At 64.8% G+C, this 24528-nt stretch carries 32 protein-coding genes and 1 tRNA gene; 13 read left to right on the plus strand and 20 right to left on the minus strand.

Annotation, left to right across the window (positions count from 1 at the left end; all coding sequences use genetic code 11):
* Positions 1-32 precede the first annotated feature (32 nt).
* Both ACKVEX_RS15110 and ACKVEX_RS15115 read right to left on the minus strand, forming a co-directional pair.
* On the minus strand, positions 33-1061 hold the full coding sequence (locus tag ACKVEX_RS15110) for an XdhC family protein (RefSeq protein WP_473216571.1): 1029 nt from the start codon (positions 1059-1061) through the stop codon (positions 33-35).
* Positions 1062-1121: 60 nt separating this feature from the next.
* Positions 1122-1805 carry a hypothetical protein gene (locus ACKVEX_RS15115; protein ID WP_473216572.1) on the minus strand — a complete coding sequence of 228 codons (684 nt, stop codon included), beginning with the start codon at positions 1803-1805 and terminating at the stop codon, positions 1122-1124.
* A 262-nt stretch (positions 1806-2067) separates the two neighbouring features.
* Between ACKVEX_RS15115 and ACKVEX_RS15120 the strand changes: the two genes are divergently transcribed.
* The 9 genes from ACKVEX_RS15120 to ACKVEX_RS15160 all read left to right on the plus strand — a co-directional run bounded on the left by ACKVEX_RS15120 (position 2068) and on the right by ACKVEX_RS15160 (position 10630).
* A complete protein-coding gene (locus ACKVEX_RS15120) occupies positions 2068-2844 on the plus strand; it encodes a PAS domain-containing transcriptional regulator (RefSeq protein WP_473216573.1) in 777 nt (258 codons plus the stop codon).
* 165 nt (positions 2845-3009) lie between these two features.
* On the plus strand, positions 3010-3873 hold the full coding sequence (locus ACKVEX_RS15125; protein ID WP_473216574.1) for an FAD binding domain-containing protein: 864 nt from the start codon (positions 3010-3012) through the stop codon (positions 3871-3873).
* A gap of 17 nt (positions 3874-3890) precedes the next feature.
* A complete protein-coding gene (locus ACKVEX_RS15130) occupies positions 3891-4388 on the plus strand; it encodes a (2Fe-2S)-binding protein (protein WP_473216575.1) in 498 nt (165 codons plus the stop codon).
* 18 nt (positions 4389-4406) lie between these two features.
* Positions 4407-6809, plus strand: coding sequence for an aerobic carbon-monoxide dehydrogenase large subunit (locus tag ACKVEX_RS15135; RefSeq protein ID WP_473216576.1), 2403 nt, complete (start codon positions 4407-4409; stop codon positions 6807-6809).
* A 198-nt stretch (positions 6810-7007) separates the two neighbouring features.
* The gene (locus ACKVEX_RS15140; RefSeq protein WP_473216577.1) at positions 7008-7661 is read left to right on the plus strand and encodes an SRPBCC family protein; all 654 of its coding nucleotides are present in this window, start codon (positions 7008-7010) and stop codon (positions 7659-7661) included.
* A complete protein-coding gene (locus ACKVEX_RS15145; protein ID WP_473216578.1) occupies positions 7658-8593 on the plus strand; it encodes an AAA family ATPase in 936 nt (311 codons plus the stop codon). The genes ACKVEX_RS15140 and ACKVEX_RS15145 overlap by 4 nt, the downstream gene beginning before the upstream one ends.
* On the plus strand, positions 8590-9759 hold the full coding sequence (locus ACKVEX_RS15150; protein ID WP_473216579.1) for a VWA domain-containing protein: 1170 nt from the start codon (positions 8590-8592) through the stop codon (positions 9757-9759). Before ACKVEX_RS15145 ends, ACKVEX_RS15150 begins: the two co-directional genes overlap by 4 nt.
* A gap of 13 nt (positions 9760-9772) precedes the next feature.
* Positions 9773-10468: a nucleotidyltransferase family protein gene (locus tag ACKVEX_RS15155; protein ID WP_473216580.1), complete on the plus strand. Its 696-nt coding sequence runs from the start codon at positions 9773-9775 to the stop codon at positions 10466-10468.
* Between the two features lie 85 nt (positions 10469-10553).
* Positions 10554-10630: transfer RNA gene (locus tag ACKVEX_RS15160), tRNA-Arg, on the plus strand.
* Between the two features lie 174 nt (positions 10631-10804).
* Here the strand turns inward: ACKVEX_RS15160 and ACKVEX_RS15165 are convergent.
* From ACKVEX_RS15165 to ACKVEX_RS15235, 15 genes are all read right to left on the minus strand, one after another.
* Positions 10805-11005, minus strand: a complete 201-nt coding sequence (locus tag ACKVEX_RS15165; protein WP_473216581.1) for a hypothetical protein — start codon at positions 11003-11005, stop codon at positions 10805-10807.
* 50 nt (positions 11006-11055) lie between these two features.
* Positions 11056-11289, minus strand: a complete 234-nt coding sequence (locus ACKVEX_RS15170; RefSeq protein WP_473216582.1) for a hypothetical protein — start codon at positions 11287-11289, stop codon at positions 11056-11058.
* Entirely contained in the window at positions 11279-11602 is a 324-nt protein-coding gene (locus ACKVEX_RS15175) for a hypothetical protein (protein WP_473216583.1), read from the minus strand. Before ACKVEX_RS15175 ends, ACKVEX_RS15170 begins: the two co-directional genes overlap by 11 nt.
* Before the next feature lie 5 nt (positions 11603-11607).
* Positions 11608-12609: a hypothetical protein gene (locus tag ACKVEX_RS15180; RefSeq protein ID WP_473216584.1), complete on the minus strand. Its 1002-nt coding sequence runs from the start codon at positions 12607-12609 to the stop codon at positions 11608-11610.
* A 79-nt stretch (positions 12610-12688) separates the two neighbouring features.
* Positions 12689-12958 carry a hypothetical protein gene (locus ACKVEX_RS15185; protein WP_473216585.1) on the minus strand — a complete coding sequence of 90 codons (270 nt, stop codon included), beginning with the start codon at positions 12956-12958 and terminating at the stop codon, positions 12689-12691.
* The gene (locus ACKVEX_RS15190) at positions 12951-13160 is read right to left on the minus strand and encodes a hypothetical protein (protein WP_473216586.1); all 210 of its coding nucleotides are present in this window, start codon (positions 13158-13160) and stop codon (positions 12951-12953) included. The genes ACKVEX_RS15185 and ACKVEX_RS15190 overlap by 8 nt, the downstream gene beginning before the upstream one ends.
* Positions 13157-13417, minus strand: coding sequence for a hypothetical protein (locus tag ACKVEX_RS15195; protein ID WP_473216587.1), 261 nt, complete (start codon positions 13415-13417; stop codon positions 13157-13159). The genes ACKVEX_RS15190 and ACKVEX_RS15195 overlap by 4 nt, the downstream gene beginning before the upstream one ends.
* A 153-nt stretch (positions 13418-13570) precedes the next feature.
* Entirely contained in the window at positions 13571-13996 is a 426-nt protein-coding gene (locus ACKVEX_RS15200) for a hypothetical protein (RefSeq protein WP_473216588.1), read from the minus strand.
* A 185-nt stretch (positions 13997-14181) separates the two neighbouring features.
* Positions 14182-15582: a DNA primase family protein gene (locus ACKVEX_RS15205; RefSeq protein WP_473216589.1), complete on the minus strand. Its 1401-nt coding sequence runs from the start codon at positions 15580-15582 to the stop codon at positions 14182-14184.
* Entirely contained in the window at positions 15569-15988 is a 420-nt protein-coding gene (locus ACKVEX_RS15210; RefSeq protein WP_473216590.1) for a hypothetical protein, read from the minus strand. Before ACKVEX_RS15210 ends, ACKVEX_RS15205 begins: the two co-directional genes overlap by 14 nt.
* A complete protein-coding gene (locus tag ACKVEX_RS15215) occupies positions 15985-16140 on the minus strand; it encodes a hypothetical protein (protein ID WP_473216591.1) in 156 nt (51 codons plus the stop codon). Before ACKVEX_RS15215 ends, ACKVEX_RS15210 begins: the two co-directional genes overlap by 4 nt.
* Positions 16137-16541 (minus strand): hypothetical protein, encoded by a 405-nt coding sequence (locus ACKVEX_RS15220; protein ID WP_473216592.1) that lies wholly within the window; start codon positions 16539-16541, stop codon positions 16137-16139. The genes ACKVEX_RS15215 and ACKVEX_RS15220 overlap by 4 nt, the downstream gene beginning before the upstream one ends.
* Complete coding sequence (locus tag ACKVEX_RS15225) at positions 16538-16771, minus strand: helix-turn-helix transcriptional regulator (protein ID WP_473216593.1); 234 nt, start codon at positions 16769-16771, stop codon at positions 16538-16540. The genes ACKVEX_RS15220 and ACKVEX_RS15225 overlap by 4 nt, the downstream gene beginning before the upstream one ends.
* A 107-nt stretch (positions 16772-16878) precedes the next feature.
* Positions 16879-17442, minus strand: coding sequence for a hypothetical protein (locus ACKVEX_RS15230; protein WP_473216594.1), 564 nt, complete (start codon positions 17440-17442; stop codon positions 16879-16881).
* On the minus strand, positions 17439-18782 hold the full coding sequence (locus ACKVEX_RS15235; protein WP_473216595.1) for a tyrosine-type recombinase/integrase: 1344 nt from the start codon (positions 18780-18782) through the stop codon (positions 17439-17441). The genes ACKVEX_RS15230 and ACKVEX_RS15235 overlap by 4 nt, the downstream gene beginning before the upstream one ends.
* Positions 18783-19171: 389 nt before the next feature.
* On the opposite strand from ACKVEX_RS15235, the gene ACKVEX_RS15240 reads away from it, so the two are divergent.
* Genes ACKVEX_RS15240 through ACKVEX_RS15250 form a run of 3 tightly spaced genes read left to right on the plus strand, consistent with a single transcriptional unit; the run spans position 19172 to position 20464 of the window.
* Positions 19172-19636 (plus strand): hypothetical protein, encoded by a 465-nt coding sequence (locus tag ACKVEX_RS15240; protein ID WP_473216596.1) that lies wholly within the window; start codon positions 19172-19174, stop codon positions 19634-19636.
* 51 nt (positions 19637-19687) lie between these two features.
* Positions 19688-19963, plus strand: coding sequence for a type II toxin-antitoxin system TacA family antitoxin (locus tag ACKVEX_RS15245; RefSeq protein ID WP_473216597.1), 276 nt, complete (start codon positions 19688-19690; stop codon positions 19961-19963).
* Positions 19964-20464 (plus strand): GNAT family N-acetyltransferase, encoded by a 501-nt coding sequence (locus tag ACKVEX_RS15250; RefSeq protein WP_473216598.1) that lies wholly within the window; start codon positions 19964-19966, stop codon positions 20462-20464. It begins immediately after the preceding gene.
* Positions 20465-20507: 43 nt separating this feature from the next.
* Here the strand turns inward: ACKVEX_RS15250 and ACKVEX_RS15255 are convergent, their stop codons facing one another.
* Positions 20508-22298, minus strand: coding sequence for a SulP family inorganic anion transporter (locus ACKVEX_RS15255; RefSeq protein ID WP_473216599.1), 1791 nt, complete (start codon positions 22296-22298; stop codon positions 20508-20510).
* Positions 22299-22505: 207 nt separating this feature from the next.
* On the opposite strand from ACKVEX_RS15255, the gene ACKVEX_RS15260 reads away from it, so the two are divergent.
* Positions 22506-23306, plus strand: a complete 801-nt coding sequence (locus ACKVEX_RS15260; protein ID WP_473216600.1) for a molybdate ABC transporter substrate-binding protein — start codon at positions 22506-22508, stop codon at positions 23304-23306.
* A gap of 267 nt (positions 23307-23573) precedes the next feature.
* On the opposite strand, the gene ACKVEX_RS15265 is transcribed toward ACKVEX_RS15260, so the two are convergent.
* Both ACKVEX_RS15265 and ACKVEX_RS15270 read right to left on the minus strand, forming a co-directional pair.
* Positions 23574-24119, minus strand: a complete 546-nt coding sequence (locus ACKVEX_RS15265) for a hemerythrin domain-containing protein (RefSeq protein WP_473216601.1) — start codon at positions 24117-24119, stop codon at positions 23574-23576.
* A partial coding sequence (locus ACKVEX_RS15270) for a hemerythrin domain-containing protein (RefSeq protein ID WP_473216602.1) occupies positions 24028-24528 on the minus strand: 501 nt, incomplete at its 5' end. The genes ACKVEX_RS15265 and ACKVEX_RS15270, both read right to left, overlap by 92 nt.

The raw sequence follows: 24528 nt of genomic DNA on the forward strand, positions 1-24528 counted from the left end.
GCAGGCCCCGATGTCCGGGTCAGTGTGGCGGTTCAGCGGGCGCAGGCCGAGGACATTGCATCCAGCGCAAGGTGCCGATGCTGCAGGTCGATGTCCGGGATCGCGCGTTTCTGCACGATCGGAACGCGGTACTTCGCCGCGGTGATCTCGGCCAGGATCGAGATCGCCATCTCGGCCGGTGAGCGCGCGCCGATGAACAGGCCGACCGGGCCATGGAGGCGGTCGATCTCGGCCTGCGACAGGTCGAACATCGCCAGGCGCTCGCGTCGTTTGGCGGTGTTGCTGCGGCTGCCGATCGCGCCGATGTAGAAGGCCGGGGACTTCAGGGCCTCGAGCAGCGCCATGTCGTCGAGCTTGGGGTCGTGGGTCAGCGCGACGATCGCGGTGTGGCCGTCTATCCCGAGCGCGAGGATGGCGTCGTCGGGCATGTCGCGGCGAAACTCGATGGCCCGATGGGTGAAGCCCTCGGCGAATTCCTCGCGCGGATCGACGATGATGACTTCGTAGTCGGCGGCCAGCGCCATGTCGCTGACGTATTGCGACAACTGTCCGGCGCCGATGATGACCATGCGCCAGCGCGGGCCGTAGAAGCTGCGCATGATGCGGCCGTCGAAGCCGAATGCGTCGCCGCGGGTCGCGTCGATCAGCGTCGAGCGTCCGGTGCAGGTGTCCAGTTCGCGGATGGTCAGGCGCTTGACCGCGATGCGTTCGAGCAGCGCGCGCAAGGTTGCGACATCGGGGCGGGGTTCGACCACGATGCGCACCGTGCCGCCGCAGGGCAGGCCGAAGCGGGCGGCCTCGTCCCGGGTCACGCCGTAGGTGATCAGCTCGGGCGTGTCCTGAGCCAGGATCTCGGTCTGCACGCGTCCGATCAGGTCGTCCTCGACGCAACCGCCGGAGACCGATCCGACGACCTGGCCGTCGTCCCGGATCGCCAGCCATGCGCCGAGCGGCCGCGGGGCCGAACCCCAGGTCTCGACCACCGTGGCGAGGGCGGTCGGTCGGCCGGCGTCGATCCAGTCGATTGCGGTTCTCAGGACCGAGAGGTCGGTGCTGTCCATCGTGTCGTCTCCGTCGTTCGTGTTGTCGTGATCCAGCAGGTCAGCGATGACCGGGCATGTTCAGCGTGAGCGCCCGCTGCGGGGTGTGCCGGCTCGCCAGTCCTTTAGCCGGAAGTAGCCGCGATAAAGGGCCACGCTGATCACCATGCCCCAGGTCATGCCGGCGAACATGCCGCCCAGCATTTCGGTCAGGCCGTAACCGTCTCCGGTCGCCAGCCGCGACAGCCACAGCGCGCCGGCGGTCATGCCGAGCAGCATCCAGCCGGAGCACATCAGGTTTTGCGCGAAGACCGAACACAGGTAGCGCCCGCAATCGGGTCGCAGCAGACGCAAGCCCGGAATCGCGGCCAGTCCGCCCGCGATCATGCCGACGTGCATGCCCGGCAGAAACATCAAATGGGCCTCTAGCGCCGCCGCGAACGGCAGTCCCTCCGTGCCCGCGCACAAGTCTTCCAGCGCCATCACCCCGGTCTGCGTGACATCCCAGGCCAGCCCGATCAGCATGCCGCCGAAACCGAGCGACAGCATCACATGCGGGGGCGAAAGCCCGGCCCTCTGCGGCCGGATCGCGACCAGCGCGAAGCAGCCGGCCACGACCAGTGCGACGGTCAGCAGCAACACCGGCCAGTCGATCCGCGCCAGCGATGCGCCCACCAGCCAATAGGCGCCGGCGACCATCGCGAGCAGCAGCAATGGCGTGCGGGTCTGGGAACCGAAGTTCTGCACCAGTGGATTCATCTGCACCTTGCAGACTCCATGGGGTCTAAAATTGCCTGTGATCGTGGTGAGCGACAGTCGTTCGTCAGGACGTCTTGCTGGCCGCACAATTTATTTAATTGTCCAAGACAAATGGAACTTTGTTCGAACAGATTCCACTATAGATTCGCCACAAGCAAAACGCGCGTTCCATGAACGAAGCGCGACAGCGGTGCACGAACTGCACTGCGGAGACATGAACGGCCGGCACTGCCGGCGCAGGGACCAATACTTTGGAGGAGGGCGTCCCATGACAAGTTGCCCAGTCGATCACTCGCCGAGCGGGTGTGCGTCCTGGTTGTACATGCTCGAGCGCTTCGACGTGGGCGTGATCAACCTGGACCAGCAGTTGCGGGTCGTGGGCATGAACGAGTTCGCGCGCAGGACCCTGCCGGTCGACGAGCGACAGCCCTTCGGGAAGATCGTCACCAGCTTCCACCCCGAGGTCTCCCGTGCGAAGGTCGCGTTCCTGCTCGAGCAGGCCCAGTGCCCGGTCTCGAATCCGCCGCCGATGACGATGATCATCAACATCCCGGAGAGGGTGCTGTTGATCAAGGTCTCCAAGATGACCGATGCGGCGGGTGAGGTACAGGGCTATACGCTTGTTTTCCATGACATCACCGACGCGGTCAGTCGTGACGACGGGGCCGGTGTGCGGCGCGAGGCCAAACGCCAGCTGTTCAAGATCCCGACGCTTAGGCAGAACCGTATCGTGCTGGTCGATGTCGCGTCGGTGTCCTACATCCGCTCGGATGGTCACTACACCTGGGTGCAGACCGCCGATGGCAACTACTTCTGCAACCTGACCATCGGGGATCTGGAAGCGCGCCTGGACCCGGAGCGCTTCATGCGGGTGCACCGCAGCTACATCGTGAACCTGGAGCAGGCGGAGCAGATCGTGCGCGATGACGGCAAGGTCCTGCTCAAGCTGGTCCAGCCCGAAGATGCCGAGATTCCGGTGGCGCGTGCCAGCGTGTCGCGCCTGATGGAGAACCTCGGACTCGCCGGTGCGGTGGGCTGGCGCTGAGCGTCGGTTTCACTTCGTGCAGTCAGCCTGCGTTTCGTGCAGGCCTCGTCGCCATTTGTTAATCCTCGATCATTCCGTCCAGGACAAAACCTAGACTGCAAGCGTCCCGGCAAATGTGGACGCGGTCCTCGCAGCCGGGCCGACGAGGATAACGAGGAGACACGAATGATCCCACCGAGCTTTGATTACCATGCGCCGGGCTCCATCGGCGAGGCGGTCGGCCTGCTCGCGCAGCTTGGCGACGAAGCCAAGATACTCGCGGGCGGCCACAGCCTGCTGCCGATGATGAAGCTGCGCTTTGCCGAACCGGCGACGTTGATCGACCTGAACCGGATCGCAGCCCTGCGCGGCGTCACCGAGGAGGGCGGGCGCATCCGCATCGGCGCGATGACCACCGAGAACCAGCTGATCGCGTCGCAGCTGCTGCGCGACAGGCTGCCGCTGCTGCCCGAGGCCGCCCGCCAGATCGCCGACCCGCAGGTGCGCAACCGCGGCACCATCGGCGGCGATATCGCGCACGGCGACCCGGCCAACGATCATCCGGCGATCGCGATGGCGCTGGATGCGGTGTTCGTGCTGACCGGTCCGAACGGCGAGCGCCAGGTCCCTGCGACCGAGTTCTTCCTCGGCACCTACTTCACCGCGCTCGAGGCGGACGAGATCCTGACCGCGATCCTGGTCGAGCCGTTCGCGCCGAACACCGGTTACGCCTATTCCAAGCTCAAGCGCAAGACCGGAGACTGGGCGACCGCCGCGGCCGCGGTGGTGCTGCGCATGGACGGTGACCGGGTGTCGCAGTTGCGCATCGGCCTGACCAACGTCGCACCGACCGCGCTGCGCGCGACCGACGCCGAGCAGTTCTTGACCGGCAAGACGCTGGACGACGCGACACTGGACCACGCGGTCGCGCTGGTGCGCGGCATCGCCGACCCCGCGGTCGATCTGCGCGGCGACGAGGAATACAAGACCGCGATGGCCGGCGAGATGACCCGGCGTGCATTGCGCCAGGCCGCCGAGCGCTGCCGCTGACCGGAGGGGAGACGAACATGAGCAAGAAACTGGTAACGATGAAGGTCAATGGCAAGACGGTCGAGGAGGCGGTCGAACCGCGTACGCTGCTGGTTCATTTTCTGCGTGAGAAGCTGCTGCTGACCGGAGTACACATCGGTTGCGAGACCAGCCACTGCGGCGCCTGCACCGTGGATATCGACGGCGAGTCGGTGAAATCATGCACCTGCCTGGCGGTGCAGTGCGACGGCGCCGAGGTGGTGACCGTCGAGGGGCTCGCCACCGGCGGCGTGCTGCATGCGGTTCAGGAAGGCTTCTACAGGGAGCACGGTCTGCAGTGCGGCTTCTGCACGCCGGGCATGCTGGTGCGCGCCTACCGGCTGCTGCAGGAGAACCCGAATCCGAGCGAGGAGGAGATCCGGGTCGGCATGTCGGGCAATCTGTGCCGCTGCACCGGCTATCAGAACATCGTCAAGGCGGTTCAGTACGCTGCGCGCAAGTTGCGCGAACCGGCCACCGAAACCGTCGCGGCCTGATCCGCAGGAGGACACGGAATGAACGCACCAGTGAAGGAACGCGAACAGGCGCTGATGGGCATCGGCGAGTCGCGCCTGCGCAAGGAAGACGCCCGTTTCATCCAGGGCAAGGGCAACTATGTCGACGACCTGAAGCTGCCCGGCATGCTGCACATGGACATCGTGCGCTCGCCGCTTGCCCATGCGCGCATCAAGCGCATCAACAAGGAGGCGGCGCTGGCCATTCCCGGCGTGCATGCGGTGCTGACCGCGGAGGACCTGAAGCCGCTGAAACTGCACTGGATGCCGACGCTGGCCGGCGACGTGCAGGCGGTGCTCGCCGACGAGAAGGTCTGCTTCCAGATGCAGGAGGTCGCGGTCGTCATCGCCGACGACCGCTACATCGCGGCCGACGCGGTCGAGGCGGTCGAGGTCGAGTACGAGGAGCTGCCCGCCGTGATCACGCCGCAGGCGGCGCTGATGCCGGATGCGCCGGTCATCCGCGAGGATCTCGCCGGCAGGACCGAGGGCGCCCATGGCGCGCGCACCCATCACAACCACATCTTCACTTGGGAAGCCGGTGACAAGGCCAAGGCCGACGCCGCCTTCGACGCCGCACCGGTCACGGTCAAGCAGGACATGTTCTACCCGCGGGTGCACCCGTGCCCGCTGGAGACCTGCGGTTGCGTCGCGAGCTTCGACCCGGTGCGCGGCGAGCTGACCACCCACATCACCAGCCAGGCGCCGCACGTGGTGCGCACCGTGGTGTCGATGCTGTCCGGCATCCCGGAGTCCAAGGTGCGCATCATCTCGCCGGACATCGGTGGTGGCTTCGGCAACAAGGTCGGCGTCTATCCCGGCTATGTGTGCGCGATCGTCGCGTCCATCGTGCTCGGCCGCCCGGTGAAATGGGTCGAGGACCGCATCGAGAACCTGTCCTCGACCGCCTTTGCACGCGACTACCACATGAGCGGCGAGCTCGCTGCGACCCCGGACGGCAGGATCACCGGGCTGCGGGTCGATGTCATCGCCGATCATGGCGCGTTCGATGCCTGCGCCGATCCGACCAAGTTCCCGGCCGGCATGTTCCATATCGTGTCCGGGTCCTACGATATTCCGGCCGCTCATTGCAGCGTGAAGGGTGTTTATACGAACAAGGCGCCCGGCGGCGTGGCCTACCGCTGCTCTTTCCGCGTCACCGAGGCGGTGTATCTGATCGAACGCATGGTGGACGTGCTCGCGCAAAAGCTCGGCATGGACAAGGCGGAGATCCGCGCGAAGAACTTGATCCGCAAGGAGCAGTTCCCTTATACGTCGGCCTTCGGTTTCGAGTACGACTCGGGCGACTACCACACCGCATTGCAGAAGGTGCTGGACGCGGTCGACTACACGGGGTTGCGCGCCGAACAGGCGGCCAGACGCGCCGATCCCGATTGCCCGACGCTGATGGGCATCGGTCTGGTCACCTTCACCGAGGTCGTCGGGGCAGGTCCCAGCAAAATGTGCGACATCCTGGGCGTGGGCATGTTCGATTCGTGCGAGATCAGGGTCCATCCGACCGGCAGCGCGATCGCGCGCATGGGCACGATCACGCAAGGCCAGGGGCACCAGACCACCTACGCGCAGATCATCGCGACCGAACTGGGCATCCCGTCCGAAGTGATACAGGTCGAGGAGGGCGATACCAGCACCGCGCCCTATGGGCTGGGCACCTACGGCTCGCGGTCTACGCCGGTGGCCGGTGCCGCCATCGCGATGGCGGCGCGCAAGATCCATGCGAAGGCGCAGAAGATCGCGGCCCATCTGCTCGAGGTGTCGGAGGCCGACCTGGAGTGGGAGGTCGACCGCTTCAAGGTGCGCGGCGACAACGCCCGCTTCAAGACGATGACCGACATCGCGTGGGCGGCCTACCATCAGCCGCCGGCCGGACTGGAGCCGGGGCTGGAGGCGGTGCATTACTACGATCCGCCCAACTTCACCTTTCCGTTCGGCATCTACCTGTGCGTGGTCGACATCGACAAGGGCACCGGCGAGACCAGCATCCGGCGCTTCTACGCGCTGGACGACTGCGGCACCCGGATCAATCCGATGATCATCGAGGGCCAGATCCACGGCGGGCTCACCGAGGGCTTCGCGGTCGCGATGGGGCAACTGCTGTCCTTCGATGAGCAGGGCAATATCCAGGGCAACACGCTGATGGATTATTTCGTACCGACCGCGGTCGAAACGCCGAAGTGGGAAACGGATTACACGGTGACGCCGTCGCCGCACCATCCGCTCGGTGCCAAGGGTGTGGCCGAGTCGCCGCACGTGGGCAGCATCCCGACCTTCACCAGCGCCGTGGTCGATGCGCTGTCGCACCTGGGCGTGACCCATGTCGACATGCCGCATACCGCCTATCGCATGTGGAAGGAGCTGAAGCGGCTGGGCGTGGCGCAGTAGTCGGGCTTGGCTGGTTCCTTCCCAGAGGGGAAGGTCAGGATGGGGATGGGTCGTCAGCGCTGCTTGAACCCAACCCCTCCCCTCCCCAACCCTTCCCTTGATGGGAGGGCGGTCCCGGCCGGTCCCGGGCGGTCCCAACGCCGCCTGTATGCCAGAGGGCATTACACCTGATGAAATAAAAGAGACGAGGAATCCCCGATGCAAGTGACCCTGGACAAGCAGTACCCGATCGCCGCACCGCTGGATGCGGCCTGGTCGGTCATGACCGATCTGCCCGCACTGGCGACCTGCATGCCGGGCGCGCAGATCACCGAGCAGGTGGATGACACGCACTACAAGGGCTCGGTCAAGGTCAAGGTCGGTCCGGCCATCGCGGCGTTCTCAGGCGACATCGAGGTGCTGGAGGTCGATGCGGCCGCGCGCACGATGCGCATGATCGGCAAGGGTGCCGACAAGGGCGGTTCGTCCGCATCGATGGAGCTGACCGCGACGCTGGTCGCGGCCGAGGACGGCATGAGCACGCTGCAGGGCAAGGCGGATGTCATCGTCAATGGCAAGTTCGCGCAGTTCGGCGGACGCATGCTGAACTCGGTGTCCGACGTGCTGCTGGCGCAGTTCGCGACCAACTATTCGAACAAGGCCCAGGCGCTGGCGCCGGCTCCCGAGACCGTGCCCGATGCCGATCTGCAGCCCGACACCAGCGCGACCGAATGTGCCGCGCAGGCGCAGCAGGACTCGGCCGCCCGCCACGCCGCGCCGCCGGCCGCACCTAAGGAACTCAACGCGCTGGCGCTGCTGTGGGCGATGATCCGCAACTTCTTCGCCGGTCTGTTCGGACGGCGCTCGGGATGAACGCGTCGGGCGCATCCATCGCCAGCCTGCAGCAGGATCTGCAGCGCGCCGGCTATCTGGCCGACGAGGGCCTGGCCAGCGTGCTGTGGATGGCGTTGAAGCTGGAACGCCCGTTGCTGCTGGAAGGCGAGGCCGGCGTGGGCAAGACCGCGATCGCAGCGGCCGCGGCGCAGGCCCTCGGGCGCCCGCTGCTGCGCCTGCAATGCTACGAGGGGCTGGATCTGGCGCAGGCGGCCTACGAATGGAACTACAGCCGCCAGTTGTTGGAGATCCGCCTGGCGGAGGCCGGGCAGGCCAGGGCTGGCCAACTGCGCGACAATCTGTTCAGCGAAGCCTTTCTGCTGCAGCGACCGCTGCTGCAGGCGATCCGGAGCCCGGAGGCGACCGTGCTGCTGATCGACGAGATCGACCGCGCCGACGAGGCCTTCGAGGCCTTTCTGCTCGAGGTGCTGTCGGAACACCAGATCTCGGTGCCGGAGCTGGGCACGCTGAAGGCCTTGAGCCGGCCGCTGGTCGTGCTCACCAGCAATGGCACCCGCGAGCTGTCGGATGCGCTGCGGCGGCGCTGTCTGTATCAGTTCGTCGACTATCCGGATCTCGCGCGCGAGATGGCGATCGTCAAGCGGCTGGTGCCGGAGGCGGCCGGGCATCTGGTCGAGGATGCGGTCGCGTTCGTGCAGAAACTGCGCCGCGAGGATCTGGACAAGACCCCGGGCGTGGCCGAGACGCTGGACTGGGTGCGGGCGCTTTTCCAGCTCGGCCACACCGCGCTGCCCGACGACGAGCACGCGATCGCGGCGACGCTCGCCGCGCTGCTGAAGACCCGGGCCGATGTGTTCCAGATGACACCGGACGTGGTGCGGCGGCTGGCCGGCGGTCGCCGCATCGCGCAGGATGCCGGCGTCGCGGCCAGCCCGGTGGCGAGCCGATGACTGCCCCCGCCGACATTGCGGCCTGCGATCCGCGTGGTCAGATCCGCCGCTTCGCGAACCACCTGCGCATGCATGGCTATCCGATCGGCTTCGATGAACTGGGCTTGATGGTACGTATGGCGGCCGAAGTGCCGGTCGCGCGATGGAAGGCGGTCGCGCCGATGTGGCGCAGCGCGGTCTGTGGCGACCGTCGCCAGTGGGACCGCTTTCCGGCGCTGTTCGACGCGTTCTGGTTTCCGCGAAAGCTTCGGGGCACGGTAAAGGTGTCGGGCACGGCACGATCGGGGCGCAGTCTGCCCGAGCGGGTCGCGGATCTGCATGCGCGCCTGGAGGCCGACAGCCGGCACGGTGCCGAGGCGCGGACGGCCTGGGCAAGCGATGGGGCCGGCGCGGACGAAGAGCAAGCGCACGGCGTGCGCCGTGCGATGGGCGGCGCGAGCCGCGGCGATCCGGCCGACACGCGACCGTTCGCCGAATGGGCCCCGCAGGATCTCGAACGCATCGAACCGGTGGTGGCCGCGTTTGCGCGTCGCTTGCGGCGCGTGCTGATGCGCCGGCGCGAGGCTGCGGGTGACGGCACGCTGGATGTGCGCGCATCGCTGCGCGCCGCCTGTTCCAGCGGGGGCGAACTGATCGAGCTCGCGCTGAAGCGTCGCCGCCGGCGTCGTCCGCAGGTGGTGGTCATGGTCGATGTCAGTCGCTCGATGGAGGCGCATGCGCCGCTGTTCCTGCGGATCGCGAAGGCGTTCGGTGAATGCGCGGGTGCGCGGGTGTTCGTGTTCCACACAGGGCTGGCCGAGATCACCGCGATGCTGCGCCAGCCGGGCGCGCGCATGCAGGAGCGCATCAATGCGGTGAGCTTCGCGTTCGGCGGCGGCACTCGGATCGCAACGAATCTGGCCGATGCGCTCGACGGACCGCTACGGGGTACTCTGGCGCGTCGGGATCTGGTGCTGGTGTGCAGCGACGGCTTCGATGCGGATCCACCGGAGCAGTTGGCGCTCGAACTGGACAGGGTCCGGCAGCGTGGCGCGGACCTGGTCTGGCTGCACCCGACCCGTGAGCCTCCGGCGTCCACAGCGATGCGCGGAGCGTCCGCGCGGGTGCGTGCCTTCGTGCCGGTGTTCGATCTGCGCAGCCTGGAGCGGCTGCCGGCTGCAATCTGACGAGGAACGAATCATGGGATGTCCATTGAAGCAGGGCGGCGGCCTGTATGCGCGGCTTGCGATCGGCGCGGTCGTGCTCGCTGCGGGTGAGGGCAGCCGCATGGGCGGCGTTTCCAAGCCGCTGATCCGCCTGCAGGGGGTGCCGCTGATCCGGCGCCAGCTGGTCGCGCTGTCCGGTGCCGGCGTCGACGAGGTCGTCGTAGTCACCGGTCACCGCCATGAATCGGTCGAGGCGGCCATCCTCGATTTTCCGGTGACGCTGGTGCGCAACCCGGACTTTGCCGAGGGCCAGCAGGGTTCCGTCCGACGTGGGCTCGAGGCCTTGTCGCCGCGCATGGATGCGGTGCTGATCGTGCTGGCCGACCAGCCGCTGATCGGTTCGAACGATCTCACCGAACTCATCGCCGCGTTCAAGAAGCGCCCAAAGGGCCGTGTCGTCGTGCCGATGGTCACGGGTGCGCGGGGCAATCCGATCGTGCTCGATGCGGTCGCCCGCGACGACATTCTCGCCAGCGGCCGAAACCTCGGCTGTCGCCATCTGGTCGACCGGAACCCCGATCTGGTGTTCGTGCACGAGACGACCAACCGGCGCTTCGTTACCGATCTGGACACCCCGGAGGACATCGCGCGCCTGCAGGACGAGACCGGCTGGCGTTTCGAGCTGCCGGCGATGGACGAGCACGCGACCGACTCGGCCCGGATCGGCTGAACGCTGGGCCCGCGGAAAAGCGAAAAACTCCGGCCCTCGAGTTGACGCTCCTCGAAACCCCGCTATAATCACGCTTCTTTTCAGCGCGCTCGTAGCTCAGTTGGATAGAGTACCTGGCTACGAACCAGGGGGTCGTGGGTTCGAATCCTGCCGAGCGCGCCACAGAATCAAGCACTTACGCCATCCTCCGGGGTGGCGTTTTTGCTCCTGTAGGGCGAAATTCAGATTTTCCCCCCACATTTCCCCCCACAGACCACAAGATGCAAAAAAACCGCCACGCAGGCGGTGTTTGCGGTCAGTGATCGTGCCTGACGTGCCCGACATAGGCGGAGGCGACTACCGACCTTCGGCGGATGCGCCTGTCGCCACCGATGCCGGCGGAACGTCAAACGGAACGATCACGGTCTCGCCACGAGACAGCACAATGTGCACCTCGACTTGCGATTCAGCGAAACGCCCCTGAACGTCGACGATGTCATGGCGCGCCCCGAGCGCCTGGATGATCCGCCAGCGCTGGCGGCCGATGGTGGCCATCATCCGCGCGTGCCACTGTGCGTACTCGTGCGTTCCGGGTTTAGGCAATGCCATCAGTGCAGCTCATCGGGTGTAGGCGGGATGTCCAAAGTGACCGTCACGCATCGGTGCTCCGCGTCGACAATGAAGTGCAGCCGAACCCCCCCTTCGAGGAACTCTGCGGTCAGGTCGTGCACCTCGCTGCAGTCCGACAGCGCGGCCAGAATGGTCGCTTTCTCGGTCTCCAGCGTTTGGACAAGGCGCGCGGCCCAGGCTTTGTATTCGGTCGATCCGTATTCAATGGTCATGGGTTAATTCCTTTGTCCGCGCGTCACGGCCTCGCTTTACGGCGAGCGTCCACGCCAGGTAGTCCGCCCCCGGTTGCTGGTCGGTGGTTTCGTTCGCGTGCCAGACGGATCCGGCGTGCGTCCAGAACTCGCCCTTCGATGCGGTGGCTCCTGGCTTCCAGACGCCGCGATAGAGCATCTTCGTACTGCCCTCCAGCTCTGCGAGGCGGCGTTCGAGGGCGTCGATGCGCCCCAGGTGCGGCGAGAGTGTCCGGGCGATGGCCTTCATGGTCGCGGCCACCCATCCGGGCGGCTCGGTGCGTTTGGTGGTCATGGCGGTCACCACGCGACGTTTGTCAGCAGCGCGACAGCATCGGCGCGGACGACGTGAAACCCGATGACCCGATCAAGCATGATCGCGGTGCTGTTCGTCACAAACAGATTCACCTCAGCCGGATCAATATCGTTCTCGGGATCTCCGCTCATGCGAATGTTCGCGGACAAGGCGCGCATCAGCTCAATACCGTCGTCCCCGTACAGGATCGCGTCAGCGTCCACGAGCAGGACTTGATGACCGTCGGAGTCGGTCGGCAGTTGATCGCTGACCAGGACAGTAATTCCGGCCAGGGTTCCGCCGTTCGGTGTCATGTCCGGGAAAGACACCACGCCGGCCGCGTTCTTGCACGCCAGGCGTGCGGCGTGATCCGGGCTGACCACAAGGTAGAGACTGGACAGCCCGCGCTTGCGGATGTTGCCGAGCAGCTTCTCGACGTCGGTCAGCACATGCGCGGCCGTCGATCCGGCAGATGTTTCAGGCGTCGCGACCGATGCGAGTTCAGCAAGGAAGGCCGAATTGACCGCGCTCGATGCGCCGGCCACCAGCTCGCGCTGTACGTGGGCCAGCAGTCCATCGGTTCGGAATGCGGACAGGGTCATGACGATCAGGCTCGATGCCCTGCGACGCATCAGCGCGGAGTCGTCAATGCCGAGCATGCTGACTGGTGCGTACTCGCCTTCGCCAACAATTGCACCTTCGATGCCGGTGGTGCTGTGAATCGGGGTTCTGAACGGGACTTCGCGCATGCCCGCTTTCATCGCGTCGAACGGCGAAAACTGGCGCAAACTTTCCGTGAATTGCTCGACCAGGCCGCCGTAAGAGTACGTGCTGTGAAGCGCGTCCGTATCCAGGCCGGATGCGTCGGACTTCAGGAAGTTGATGGTTTGACGTTCTGCGGGGTACGCGCGCTGAGCAAATAGCAGCGCTTCATCGCGGTTACCGTCGGCGGCTCCGATGCATTTGAACGCGGCGGCGAAAGGATAGGTTTTGGCGAATCTGGACATCGTGCATTGCTCCGGTTGAATGGTGGTTCCATTGAATCATTCAACCCCGAATCTATGCCAATCGCCTGATTACGCTTGATTACGCTTCGTCGCAAAAAAAGTTCGCCAGATCCGCAAGGCGGTATCGGCATCGGCCCCCACGGCGGATGTAGTCCGGCCCGGTGCCCATGCATCGCCAGTTCCGCAGGACGCCCGGTGCCAGCCCGAGCAGGCGCTCCGCATCGGCTGTCGGTATCGCGTCTTCGAAGTCCAGCCGGACGCCGGACGCCTCGCACCAGGCGTGCATCCGGGTCAGGGTGTCGGTGCCGGCCTCGATGACGGTGCCGCAGTTCGGGCAGCGCTCAGACATCGCCCTGATCCAATCGGCACTGCAGGCGCTCGATGATCGCCACCAGGTCGGAAAACACGGCTTCGCCGGCAAACAGCGCAATGCGTTCAGCGGGTAGGCCGAAATCCCCGGCCGCCTCGCGACACGCACCCGTAAAAGTTCGATCGCCCTCGAGCGTGCGCCGACGCGCCTGGCTGACAGCCCGGTATAGCGCGGCGCTCATCGGGCAGCCCCCCGCAGCCTGGCGCGAGCAGCGAGCGTGTAGGTCGAGTCGTCCGCGACCGGGACGGCGGCAATGGCGGCGGCGTGCTCGCGAAGCACACGCGACATCGGGACCGGCACCTGATAGGTACGCTCGATCGGTGCGCCGGCATGGTCGAAATACACGTTCCAGCGCCGGTGCAGCTCGGGTGCATCCAGGCTTTGAAATTCGAGCGCGGCAGCGATGGCGGCGGCGGATGGGTTGGTGCGGTGTTTCATGCTTGGCGATCTCCTGTAGTAGGCCAGCGGTTCGATAGACTTGGTACACGTGTGCGGGTGTTGCGGGTGTTTTTGACCCCCCCCCCTTTGCAAAACATGTCGTACGAAAAAAAAGACTAGGCGGCCGGTTTCCGCTTGGGTCGTTTCCATTCTTCAAACGCCCCCCCGGCCTGGGTCTGGCGTCTCGGCTGAATGCCCTGATAGATGGGTTCGGCTCTCAAGGAATGCGCGGCGCTCGGCTCTTCTGGCTGCCATGCGAACGAGTGCGGCGGGCACAAACTCATCGTGGAAGGCTCGCACCAGGCTTTCGACTTGGTCCGCAATGTCACGCGGGCATGAATACCAGCCCCCGTAACCGCTGACGTACAGACACGTTTTCTCTGGCAGGCGCTCGCGGTTCTGGTCGAACAGTTGGAGCAGTACGGGACTGACTCGCTCATCGAACTGCCGGCAATACTCTTGTGATTCCTCGGACAACATGACCCCATCGTGCCACTGGACGGTGGCCGTATGCCCGTTGCGGTTCTTGCGCATGAGGTACGGCTCGCACATTTTCTTCAACGTGTTCATCTCGTTCATTTTCAAATCTCCATTTCACAAATCCGACCTGGTCGCCAGTGCCCACCAGGCTTACTGCCTCTTCTGCACTTGCGGGTGTTGCGGGTGTTTTTACCCCCCACCTCGTACACACGCGCGCGCACATGGCGCGCACCCGCGCACATGGACCCACCCCACCCGAAAAACACCCGCAACACCCGCACGCATCAGCCGAACTCCTTCTTCAAGCTCAAGCCCTTCACCTTTCGGACTTTGTTGCGATCGTCAAAGATGGTCACGCCGAACCGACCAGCACCGTCGGCGATCGCCTCGTAGAATCCGGAACGGCCAAGAGGCTTGACACCCTCAGTGCTGGCCCACTTGCGGTAGCTCTCAAAGACGTGCGCGGCGGGTTGTTCGAGGTCGACGCCCGTCTCGCAGAACTCTGCGTCGTTCAGGAACTGCAGCGCACTGTTGTTCGCCGATCGCCATGTGTCGATCAGATCCTTGTGGTCTTTGGTTTCCGGCAGCGTGCCGCGCTGCGCCAGCTTTGCCGCACCGTCGAGCAGCCAGCCCAACACAGCGCCTTGTTCCTCGGCGTTGATGCGCTCGGCAAGGCCGGTGATCTCCGAGCCGACGGCAATCGGATTGCGGAACTCCAGGATGCGAAAGCGTCGGAAGAATGCGTCGGACTTGTCGCGGGTCGGCGGTAGCCTGTTGCAGTTGAAAATGTGCGCGGCCTCACAGACGAACGTGAAGGGTCGGTGCGTCGGATGCCGGCCTTCGACCACGTCGCCACCCGTTACGGCCTTGAATGGGCCGCCTGGGATTGGCGTATGCGGGTCCAGTTCGCCAACAATGTTCAGTTGCTTGCCAGCCAGCGCGGCCACGTAGTATTCGCTCGCCCAATTCTGCGGACTGGTCGCGCCGATCATGTCCAGCGGAAACAGCGCGCGGAATATCTCCAGCGTGGTGGACTTGCCGGTGGAGGTCTTGCCGTACAGCAGCAGAACGATTCGATGTCGCCATAGCTGTCGGGTCAGTGCCGCGCCGAGTCCCATCTGCAACAGCTCGCGCTGTCCGTCGCCCTCAACACCAGGACCGAAGGCGTTACTCAGGAGGCCCTCGAACAAGGGTGCGCCGGCTTCGAATTCGGGCGGCTGCACTACCTGCATTCGTTGGCGGTGTTCGGCGGTGAGCAGGTCGTGCCGGATCTCGCCCGATTCGGACACGCTCCAGAACTTGCCGGCTGCCGCAATGCCAGCCGGCGCGCACGAGAAGAAATCATCGCTGCCGGCAATCTGTCCGACCACTGCGGCAATCTGCTTGTAATCGCTCTGTCGCCGGCACAGCTTGTGCGCGCTGTATCTGCGTCCCAGATCAGCGGCCAAGGCGTCCATCGACATCGGCTTCCACAGCTTGTCATTCGGGTCGAGCCGCCACAGCGTCCCCTGCGTATGGATCGGCCGGCAGCCGGTCTCAGCGGTCACACGCTCAAGCCAATGGTCGGCCACCTGGTAATGGGTGGAGTCGGCCGCAAGTCCGGGCTTCGCGTCGGCGATGTTCTGCACGACAGCAGGCTTCCGCTTGCCGAATTTGGCGAGCACCTCATCCTCACGCGTGGCCATATGCGACCTCCGCGACATGCGCCAGGCGCGAGATAGCCACCTGCAGCCGATCGAAGTCGGCATCGGCAATGCTGCGCTGCTTGACCATGTCGCTTGCAATCACTGCCACCACGCCGACTTCGAGGCGCGCCACGTCGAACACGTCGGCCGGAAGCCAAGGTCGGCGCATCGGTTGCGCCTGGTGCTCGGCGCGCTCGGGAAACAACGCCGACCAATCCAGACCGACGGCGGCAAGCACGGCGTCCACCGAATCTCCACCGAAGTCGTGTAGCAGAATGCGGCCGTCGTCTAACTGGCGAATGGTCAGGCTCGGTCGCTTGTCGTCGCGCGTCGGTGCCGATGCGATCCAGCGGCCCGGCCCGGTCTGTTTGACGCGCTCCAGTCGGGACAGCAGGGCGTCGATCATCGCGCCACCCCCGACAGCAGCAGGATGCCGATGCACACGGCCAATATCACCAGCCACTCGGCGAGCAGGCCGGCGTGGATTCGTTTAAAATTGCGCTTGAGAGTGGCGCTCGTTGATCCTTCGGGACAGCGGGCGTTTTTTTCGTCTGTCATGCTGCCGCCTCGCCACTTGCGACCAGTTCTTGCAGCATGTTGGTCAGTTCTTCGGCTTCGTCCGACAAATCCGCTACGGCCCATCCGGCGTTCTCGATAACGTCGTCAGGCACTTCGCCGACCAGTTCGGCGGCCTTGCTCATCAGACGGTTGATTGCCCGTACCTGTGCAAGCCGGCGGCGGATCGCGTCGCCCAATGCCATCGCGTCGGTCAGCTCACATTGGTCGATACCGGCGAAGCGGGTGGTGACGACCGGCGGCGGGGCGGGCTGCTTGAGGATGCCGAGCATCTGTGATGCGAGCCGGCTTGCGAGTGCGTCGCGTTGCGCTTCGTCGTTCGCGGCCATGACGGCGCGAAGCTCCTTCGCCAGCGCGGCAGGGTTGGTCAGCAAATTGTTCATGCTGACACCTCGCGACTGCGTTCAATCAGGAGCGCGATATAGGCGTCGACCTCAGCCTCGATCCAGCCGACCGGCGGATTCTTGCCGTTGCCAAGTTTGATCGGACGCGGGAAGTCCGGGTCGAAGTGCTCGGACTCGGGGTCCATGCGCGCGTAGATCGTGCTACGGCTGAGTCCCGTTCGCGCCTCAACCGCGCGACGGCGGACGATGCGTTGCTGCTGCTGAACCATGATGTTGTCCTCTCGGAAAACTCCGGCTCGCCCTATGCGGTGCCGGCATGGTTCGCACTATCTAACCGGTCACGGACACATCCGGGATATGTCCGCCTTGCGGTTCTTCAGCAATTTGTGATGCGTCGGATTTGGCGTGGCGAGAGGTCGAATTCTTCGGCGGCTTGCGCGATATAGTTGCGCTCGTGAGCATTGCGAAGGCGTTTCACGAATGCCCGGATGCGCTCGTTGCGGTGTAGGTCCACATAAGCGTCTGTGCCGGGTTTGTTCTTGCGGCGGTTGCTTTGCGTGATCTTGTAGTTCCTGCCGAGCCTCGCCAACGGCAGCACCGCCTCCGAGCGTTCAATCTCCCGTTTGCGGTTCATGATCCATTCGATATGTCCAGCGAAGGCGTGGTCGTTTAGCTTGTCGAACTCGCCCACCTTGCCGACGAACTGTTCGCGGAACAGACGGAGCGCGTCACGTCGGCGTTCGCGTAGCTCGTCGCCAGCGGGTGCGCCTTCCGCCTCCAGCTTTTCGATGAACTCGTCGAGGCTGACCAGATTGACGCCGGCCAGGATGCCCACGAGTGGCGCGAGCCGTTGATTATCCGCGTCCGCGTAGTGCCACCCGATGTCATCGCCGCACCACTCACGCAGGGCTTCGGCGTGTCCGACCTTTTCGGCCATCATGCAGCCCCCCGAAGCGTGACCACGTTCTCGGCGTCCTCGCGCGTCAGCAGGTCCAGGCGCTCGCCGAGCAGTCGCCAGGCTTCGCGCTGTTCGTCCTTGAGTTCCTGCCGCTGGTAGATCCGCACCAGGCGGTTTTGCTCGACGTGGTTAAGACATTTCTCGATGACGTCCGGTCGCACGCCGAGCGTGCCCATCAGCGTTGCACCAGTGCGGCGCAGGTCGTGCGGGGTCCATTTGCCGCCACTGAGCACCAGCGATTCCGTCAGCGGGGTTCGGCCCTTCATCGGCTCCAGGCCTGGCCGTTGGCGATCGCCTATCTGCTTCGCAAGTGACTTGGGGCAGACGTGCGAATCGTCCTTGTGTTTCGACGGACACAGCCAGTCCGAGCCGAGCCGCTCGGCCCGAGCCTTGAGTTCTGCGAAATGCTGTTGCGCGAAGTCAGACAGATAGACCGTGTGCGCCCTCGCGTTCTTGCTGTTCTCGGACGGGATGCGCCAGGCTCCCGCGTCAAGGTCCAGGTGCTCGATGCGTGCGGACGCGATCTCGCCGACGCGGCAGCAGGTGGACAACATGATCCAGATCGCCGACGCGGACGAATCCCACAGATCCGCGTCAGGTACCTTGTCCCACAGTTGGCGAACTTCAGACTCCGACAGCACGCGGTCGCGCTCGACCTTCCTGCCGAAGTCGTCACGCTTCAAATGGGATGTTGGATCGTTTTCAACGAAACCGCGTTTGATCGCGAATCCGAACATCTGCCGGATGTCGCCGAGCAGGTTTCGCGCGACGATGCGTGCTCCACGCTCTGCCACGCCGTCGAGCAGTGCGGCGACCATCGGACGGGTGATGTCCTCGGCGGCGACCTCGCCCCACTTCGGCATGACGTCCTTCTCGAACATGCGGTGAACCTCTGCGCCCTTGTCCTTGCGGCGCGATAGCTCGACCCGCTCCCAACGCTCGAACAGCGCCCTGACCGTCATGCGTGCAGACTGCGCCTCGATCTCAGCGAGCCGGGATCTCTGAGCCTCGACCGCCTCGGCCTGATCGGCCTTAGCCCTGAGTCGCTCGACCTTGCGGCCCTCGGCCGGGTCGGTGCCGGTGTCGGCCTCGACCTTGAGTCGATCGCGTTCCGCCCTGATCTGGACCAGGGACATTTTAGGCCACGCGCCGACAGCAATCTGTTTGACCTTGCCGTCACGCCGATAGCGCCAGTCGAAATAGACCGACGTCCCCTTCGCCCCCGATCGGACGGTGCCGAACAGACCGCCCTCATCGCGCAACTTCTTCCCGTGGTCACTTGCGCCAAGTGCTTTCAATTGCGTAGCGGTGAGTTTCGACATCACGTTCTCCTTGGTGACTGCCAGGGGGTAGTGAAGTGCGGTAGGGGCTCAATTTTCCCCCCACATTTCCCCCCACAAATTCGCAGGATTCACTCGGATTGTAATGGAATGCTCAGGAAAAGAAAACAGCGTAAGTGTCTGGTAGATATGCGAAAAAACGCGCATTTAAATATCGCTTCGGCATGCTTCGGAACAGTAAAATTCTGACTACGAACCAGGGGGTAGTGGGTTCGAATCCTGCCGAGCGCGCCATGAATCAGACACAAACGCCACCTCGCAAGGGTGGCGTTTGTGCTTGTTGACCCAGCGTCGGCAATCGCGTGCGCTCTGGTGACACCGCTGCAGTTCGCCCTCGCTGCGGCAGGACTGGACGTCATGAGCGAGTTGGCATGCTCAAGAGCGAAATCAACATTCACCATGACCTTCGCTGCGGGACCTCGCGGGACATGCTGGCGATGATCCGCAAAAGCGGCGAGGAACCAATCGCCATCGCGTACCCGAAGCCGCTCGAGCGCGGGAAGCTCGTCGATGCGGAGGAGCCCGTGCCTGAGTCGCTGCCGGACCTGCCCAACATCGATCCGGCCCTGTTCCGGGTGCTCGATGCGGCCCAGTTGCGCACTGCGCAGCCATCCACTCATGCCCCGCGCATTGTGCTGCTCCATGGTTGGTTGCACGCGTTCCTTCAGCCGTTTGCTGGCGGAGGAGGCGCCGCGGACTTCGTGTTCGTGCGGATCGAGGCCTACAGCCTGCGCCCGGACAGGGTCGCGCGTTACGAAGGGATCCCTGACCAGTACCATTGGAGAACTGTCCGGACAGGTTATTCGCTCCCTGCACCTCAATCCTGTCAGGCTTGAGAGGTGCGTACAAATGGCGCACAATGTGGTGACTTTTATCGGGAGAGCCACATGAGTTCAATGACCAAGGACACGCGCCTCCACATCCGTTGTGACCAGAAAGTCAGGCAATTGCTGGACAAGGCGGCGGCCTATGCCCACATGAGCGTATCGGAGTTCGTCCTGCGCAACGCGGTCGAGCAGGCCCAGTCTGTGGTGCAGCAGCACGAGGCGATCAACCTGTCACAGGACGATTTTGCGGCCTTTCTGGACGCGCTGGAGACACCGGCTCAGCCCACGCCGGCCTTGCAGCGGGCTTTTGCCCGGCACGACGCGCAGGTTCGCTGAGTGGAGTACCGCGTTCGGCCGCTGGACAACGAGGCCGACACGGCTGGATTCTGCTGCGGAGAAGCTGCGCTCGACGAATACCTGCACCGTTATGCCAGACAGGACGTCAAGCGCGGCGTGGCGCGAGTGTTCGTAGCGACTCCGGCCGATGATGAGCGCGTGGTGGTCGGGTTTTACTCCCTCAGTGCGGCAAGCGTTTCGGCGGAGCATCTGCCAGAGCCCTTGCGGAAAAAACTGCCGCGCTATCCCGTCCCCGCAGCCTTGCTGGGTCGTCTGGCGGTGAGCGGTGAAATGAAAGGGCAGGGGCTTGGCGGCATTTTGCTGGCCGATGCCTGCAAGCGTGTGGTGGCGGCGAGTCAGACGCTTGCAGTGGCGGCCATCATCGTCGATGCCAAGTCGCCCGCTGCGGCGGCTTTCTACCGGCACTTCGGTTTTATCGAATTGCCCGGTCGGCCGGGGCGCTGGATGTTGCCAAGGTCCCATTTCTCCCAGGGGTTTTGAGGCCGCCCCATGCTGCCACCCCTATTTGCCGGCATCCGGCGCGTCATGTCTGGCGATCCTCCCAGTCCTGCCATTCGACGTCGTGGGTTGCGACGTAGGCGCTGACCGCGGTACCAACGGTCGGGAAGAAGGTTTCCTCGCCGAGGCGTGTGAACAGGCCGAAGCGCTTCAGCTTGTCCTTGACCGGATCCTTCATCTCGGCGAAGCACAGCTCGATTCCGGCGCCCTGCAGGGTCTCGCCGAGTTCGGCGAGCACGTCCGCGGCGGTGACGTCGACGCTGGTAACCGGCTCTGCCGCGACTACGAGCCAGCGGACCGGTGTCGGAGATTCCTCGACTGCGTCGAGCACACGCTCGCGGAACAGCTCGGCGTTGGCGAAGAACAGCGGCGCGTCCCAACGGAACATCACCAACCCGGGAACGCGGCGGGCGTCGGGATAGCGCTTGATGTCGTGGTAGCCCTTGACACCCTCGGCGCGGCCGAGCACCGCGAAGTGCGGACGCCAGCCGTCCCACAGGAATTCGATGACCGCGGCGAGGATGGCCAGGCCGATGCCGGGGATGACACCCAGCACCGCGACCCCGGCGGTGCAGCCCACCGACAGCCAGAACTCCCAGCGCTGGATGCGCCAGATGCGGCGCAGGTCGGCGAATTCGAACAGGCCGGCAGCGGCTGCGATCACCACCGCAGCCAGTGCGCTGGTCGGCAGGTTCCGCAGCAGGTCGGGCGCGAGCAGAAGCAACAGGGCGACCGCCAGCGCGCCGACGACCCCGGTGAGCTGCGTGCGCGCACCGGCCGCTTCTGCGACCGGCGTGCGCGAGGAACTGCTGCTGACCGGGAAGCCCTGGAAGAATCCCGCCGCCAGGTTGGCGGCACCGAGCCCGACCATTTCCTGGCTGGGGTCGACATGGGTGCGGGTGCGCACGGCATAGACGCGCGACAGCACGCTGGTGTCGGCGAACGACACCAGGGCGACGGCAAGTCCGCCGATGAGCACGGTGCCGAGGTCGGCCCAGGTGATCCACGGAATGGCGAAGGCGGGCAGGCCGCGGGGTAGCGAGCCGAGCACTGCGACGCCCGCGTCTTCGCCCAGATCCAGCGTCCCCACGACGAGCGTCGCCGCGATGACTGCGACGAGCATGTCGGGTATGCGCTTGTGGCCCTTCAGCAGCAGGATGATCGCCAGCGTACCCGCGCCGAGCAGGAAGGTGGTCCAGTTGCTGCGACCCTCGACAATCGCGACGGCGATCGCCCACAGGTCCTGCAGCGGCCCTCCACCGTCGATGGAAAAGCCGAACAGATTGGGCAACTGGCTGATCAGTACCGTCAGCGCGATGCCGTTCATGTAGCCGTAGCGAATCGGTTTGGACAGCAGTTCGGTGATGAAACCGAGGCGCAGCAGTCCGAACAGGATGCAGGCCAGGCCGGAGACGACCGCCATCGCGCCGGCGAGCGCGACCGCACGCATCGGGTCGCCGCCGGACTGCTGCAGCACGACCGCGAGGATCAGTGCAGCCAGCGCACTGTCGGGGCCCAGCACCAGGATGCGGCTGGGGCCGAACAGGGCGTAGGTGAGCAGCGGGACGATCGTGGCGTAGAGGCCGTAGATACCCGGCAGACCCGACGCGACCGCATAGGCGATGCCGACCGGCACCAGCATCGCCGCCAGCACCAGGCCAGCCACGAGATCGTGGCGCAGCCAGGCGGCCTCGTAGCTGCGCAGGGTTTGCACGCCCGGCATCCAGCGTATCCAGCCGGCCTGGTCGGCGCCTCGGGCGGGACGGGCAATGCGGCCCGATTTGGTGCCGGTTGGGGGGACGTCGGGGTGGCTCATGGGATCGGGCCTGAGCGGGTCGTGTCCAGCAAGCGTAGCCCCCTCGACTATTCGCGCGCAAGGAATCTGGTGTGCCTGCTCCGGCGTGGGGTGTTCGGCCAGGATGAGCCTATGCAAAGCTGTTCATTTCACGTCAACCCGGATGGTGTGCCGTTGGCGTCGAATCTAGACTCCCGAACTTGTCCCCCAAGCCCAGGAGAAGCCCGAATGAACCGCAATTTGCTGATGTGTGCGCTCGCCGCAGGGGTCTGTTCCGGTGGGGCATTTGCCCAGACCGGCGCAGAGGTCACGCTGCACGCAGCCGGCAGTCTGCGCGCCGTGCTGACCGAGGTCGGCGAAGCGTTCACCAACAAGACCGGGCACCCTGTTGCAGCCACGTTTGCCGCGTCAGGCCTGCTGCGGCAGCGGATCGAGAGCGGTGAGCCGGCACAGGTTTTCGCATCGGCCAATGTCTCCCATCCGGAAACTCTTGCGGCAGCGGGAGGGTGGAGTCAGCCGGTCGTATTCACCCGCAATGTCCTGTGCGCGCTCGCGCAACCCCAGGTCCAGGTCGACAGTGACAATCTGCTCGACGTGATGCTCGACACTGAAGTGAAGCTCGGTACCTCGACGCCGAAAGCCGATCCTTCGGGTGACTATGCCTGGGCGCTGTTCGAAAAGGCCGAAGCGCTTCGTGCCGGATCGTTCGCGGCGCTCGACGCCAAGGCACTCAAGCTCACCGGTGGCCCCGATTCGCCGAAGGCGCCGGAGGGTCGTGGCACCTATGAGTGGGTCATGGCGGAAGGGCAGGCCGATGTCTTCCTGACCTATTGCACCAATGCGGTTGCGGCGAAGGCAGCACAGCCGCAGTTGCAGATCGTCGAGATCGCGAGGGAACTACAAGTCGGAGCCGCCTACGGCTTGAGCGTTCGTGACGGTGCACCGGATGCGGCGCATGCCCTGGCCGAATACATCCTGTCGCCGGACGCGCAGCAGGTGTTCAAACGTCACGGGTTCGGAGCAATCTGACGACGCCGTGCGTATCGCAGCCCGACGTCGTTTCATCGTCGGGCTGAGTTCGCGGTCCTCTGCGTTTGTCGGTACGCGCACCCGCTACTCGCGATGAAGCACGATGGTGACGAGCAACGAGTGCAGGATCGACGTGATCGCACCGATCGGAAAGCGAAGCTTCCTCAGATCGAGGAATACCGGACGGCGTGTCAGTTTCATCGTGCTCGCCATGTGTCGCGCAAACCCGTGTCGCCGGGGCGAACGCGGGTTTGGCCGCCAGACGGTCTAGGCCGCCAGAAGATGTCGCTGAAGCTGTTCGTAACGTCTGCCGACGGCATCGGAACCGAACAGAGGGTCCTGCTGAGCCGGGGCGATCGCTTCGATCTCATTCCAGTCCGCCTCGCTCAACAGCGTGTGAGCCAGCGGGATGATCGTGTTTTCCTCGTTGCTCATGTGATCACGGAAAAACCGGATGTAGGTGGCCGCCGATCGGCCGACGTGCTCGCGTGGCTGCATGACGCCATCCACCGCGCCCTGCAAGGCCTCGCAGAGTTCCGCGCCACTTTGCTTGAGGACAACGTGCTGTTCGAGCAGCGTGTGTACCGCCGCATCCGCCCTGGGATCCATTGACGCGACCTTCGCGAAAACCAGGTCTTCTTTCGGGTGGTGGTAGACGTCTGGATAGTGGGTCATGTAATACATGATGTCCAACATCAGTTGGTAATCGGGATTGCCGGCTTCATTGAACAACCGGACCTCCGCTTCGAGCATGTCGAGCAGCCTCGAGAAGTTCGTGTGATCCCGGTGCCAAGTGTTGATAGCGGTCGTCATGGTGTGTCTCCTTCGAGTTGTCCGCTTTCCGCGGTTGTCCAGGTCCCGTTTTGGTTCGTGCCTTGCCGCTGGGTCGTCCTTCCATGTGTGGGGTTTCGCTGGCCGCCCACCAGGCCTCGATGGACGGAAACATTCGACGCTCCTCGAAACGCACATGTGCCTCGAGCAGGGTGCCCAGGCGTGTCAATGCGGCGGCGTTCTCGGTTTGCGTGAGCAGCGTGCGCAACTCGCCGTGTTCGCGCATCAACTGCGTCGCTGACTCGGGGTCGCATATGCGCAGAATCGGCAGCAGCGTCGCTTCTTCTTCGTCGAAATGCCGCTCCAGTTCCCCTCGCAAGGTGCGAACCTCGGCTGCCGCATCCGCCACGGCTGCGTCCGTACTCGGGGCAGACCGGAGGCGTTTGGCGAG

It is taken from the genome of Denitraticella aggregata (assembly GCF_048158365.1).
Taxonomy (GTDB): Bacteria; Pseudomonadota; Gammaproteobacteria; order Burkholderiales; family Rhodocyclaceae; genus Azoarcus_F.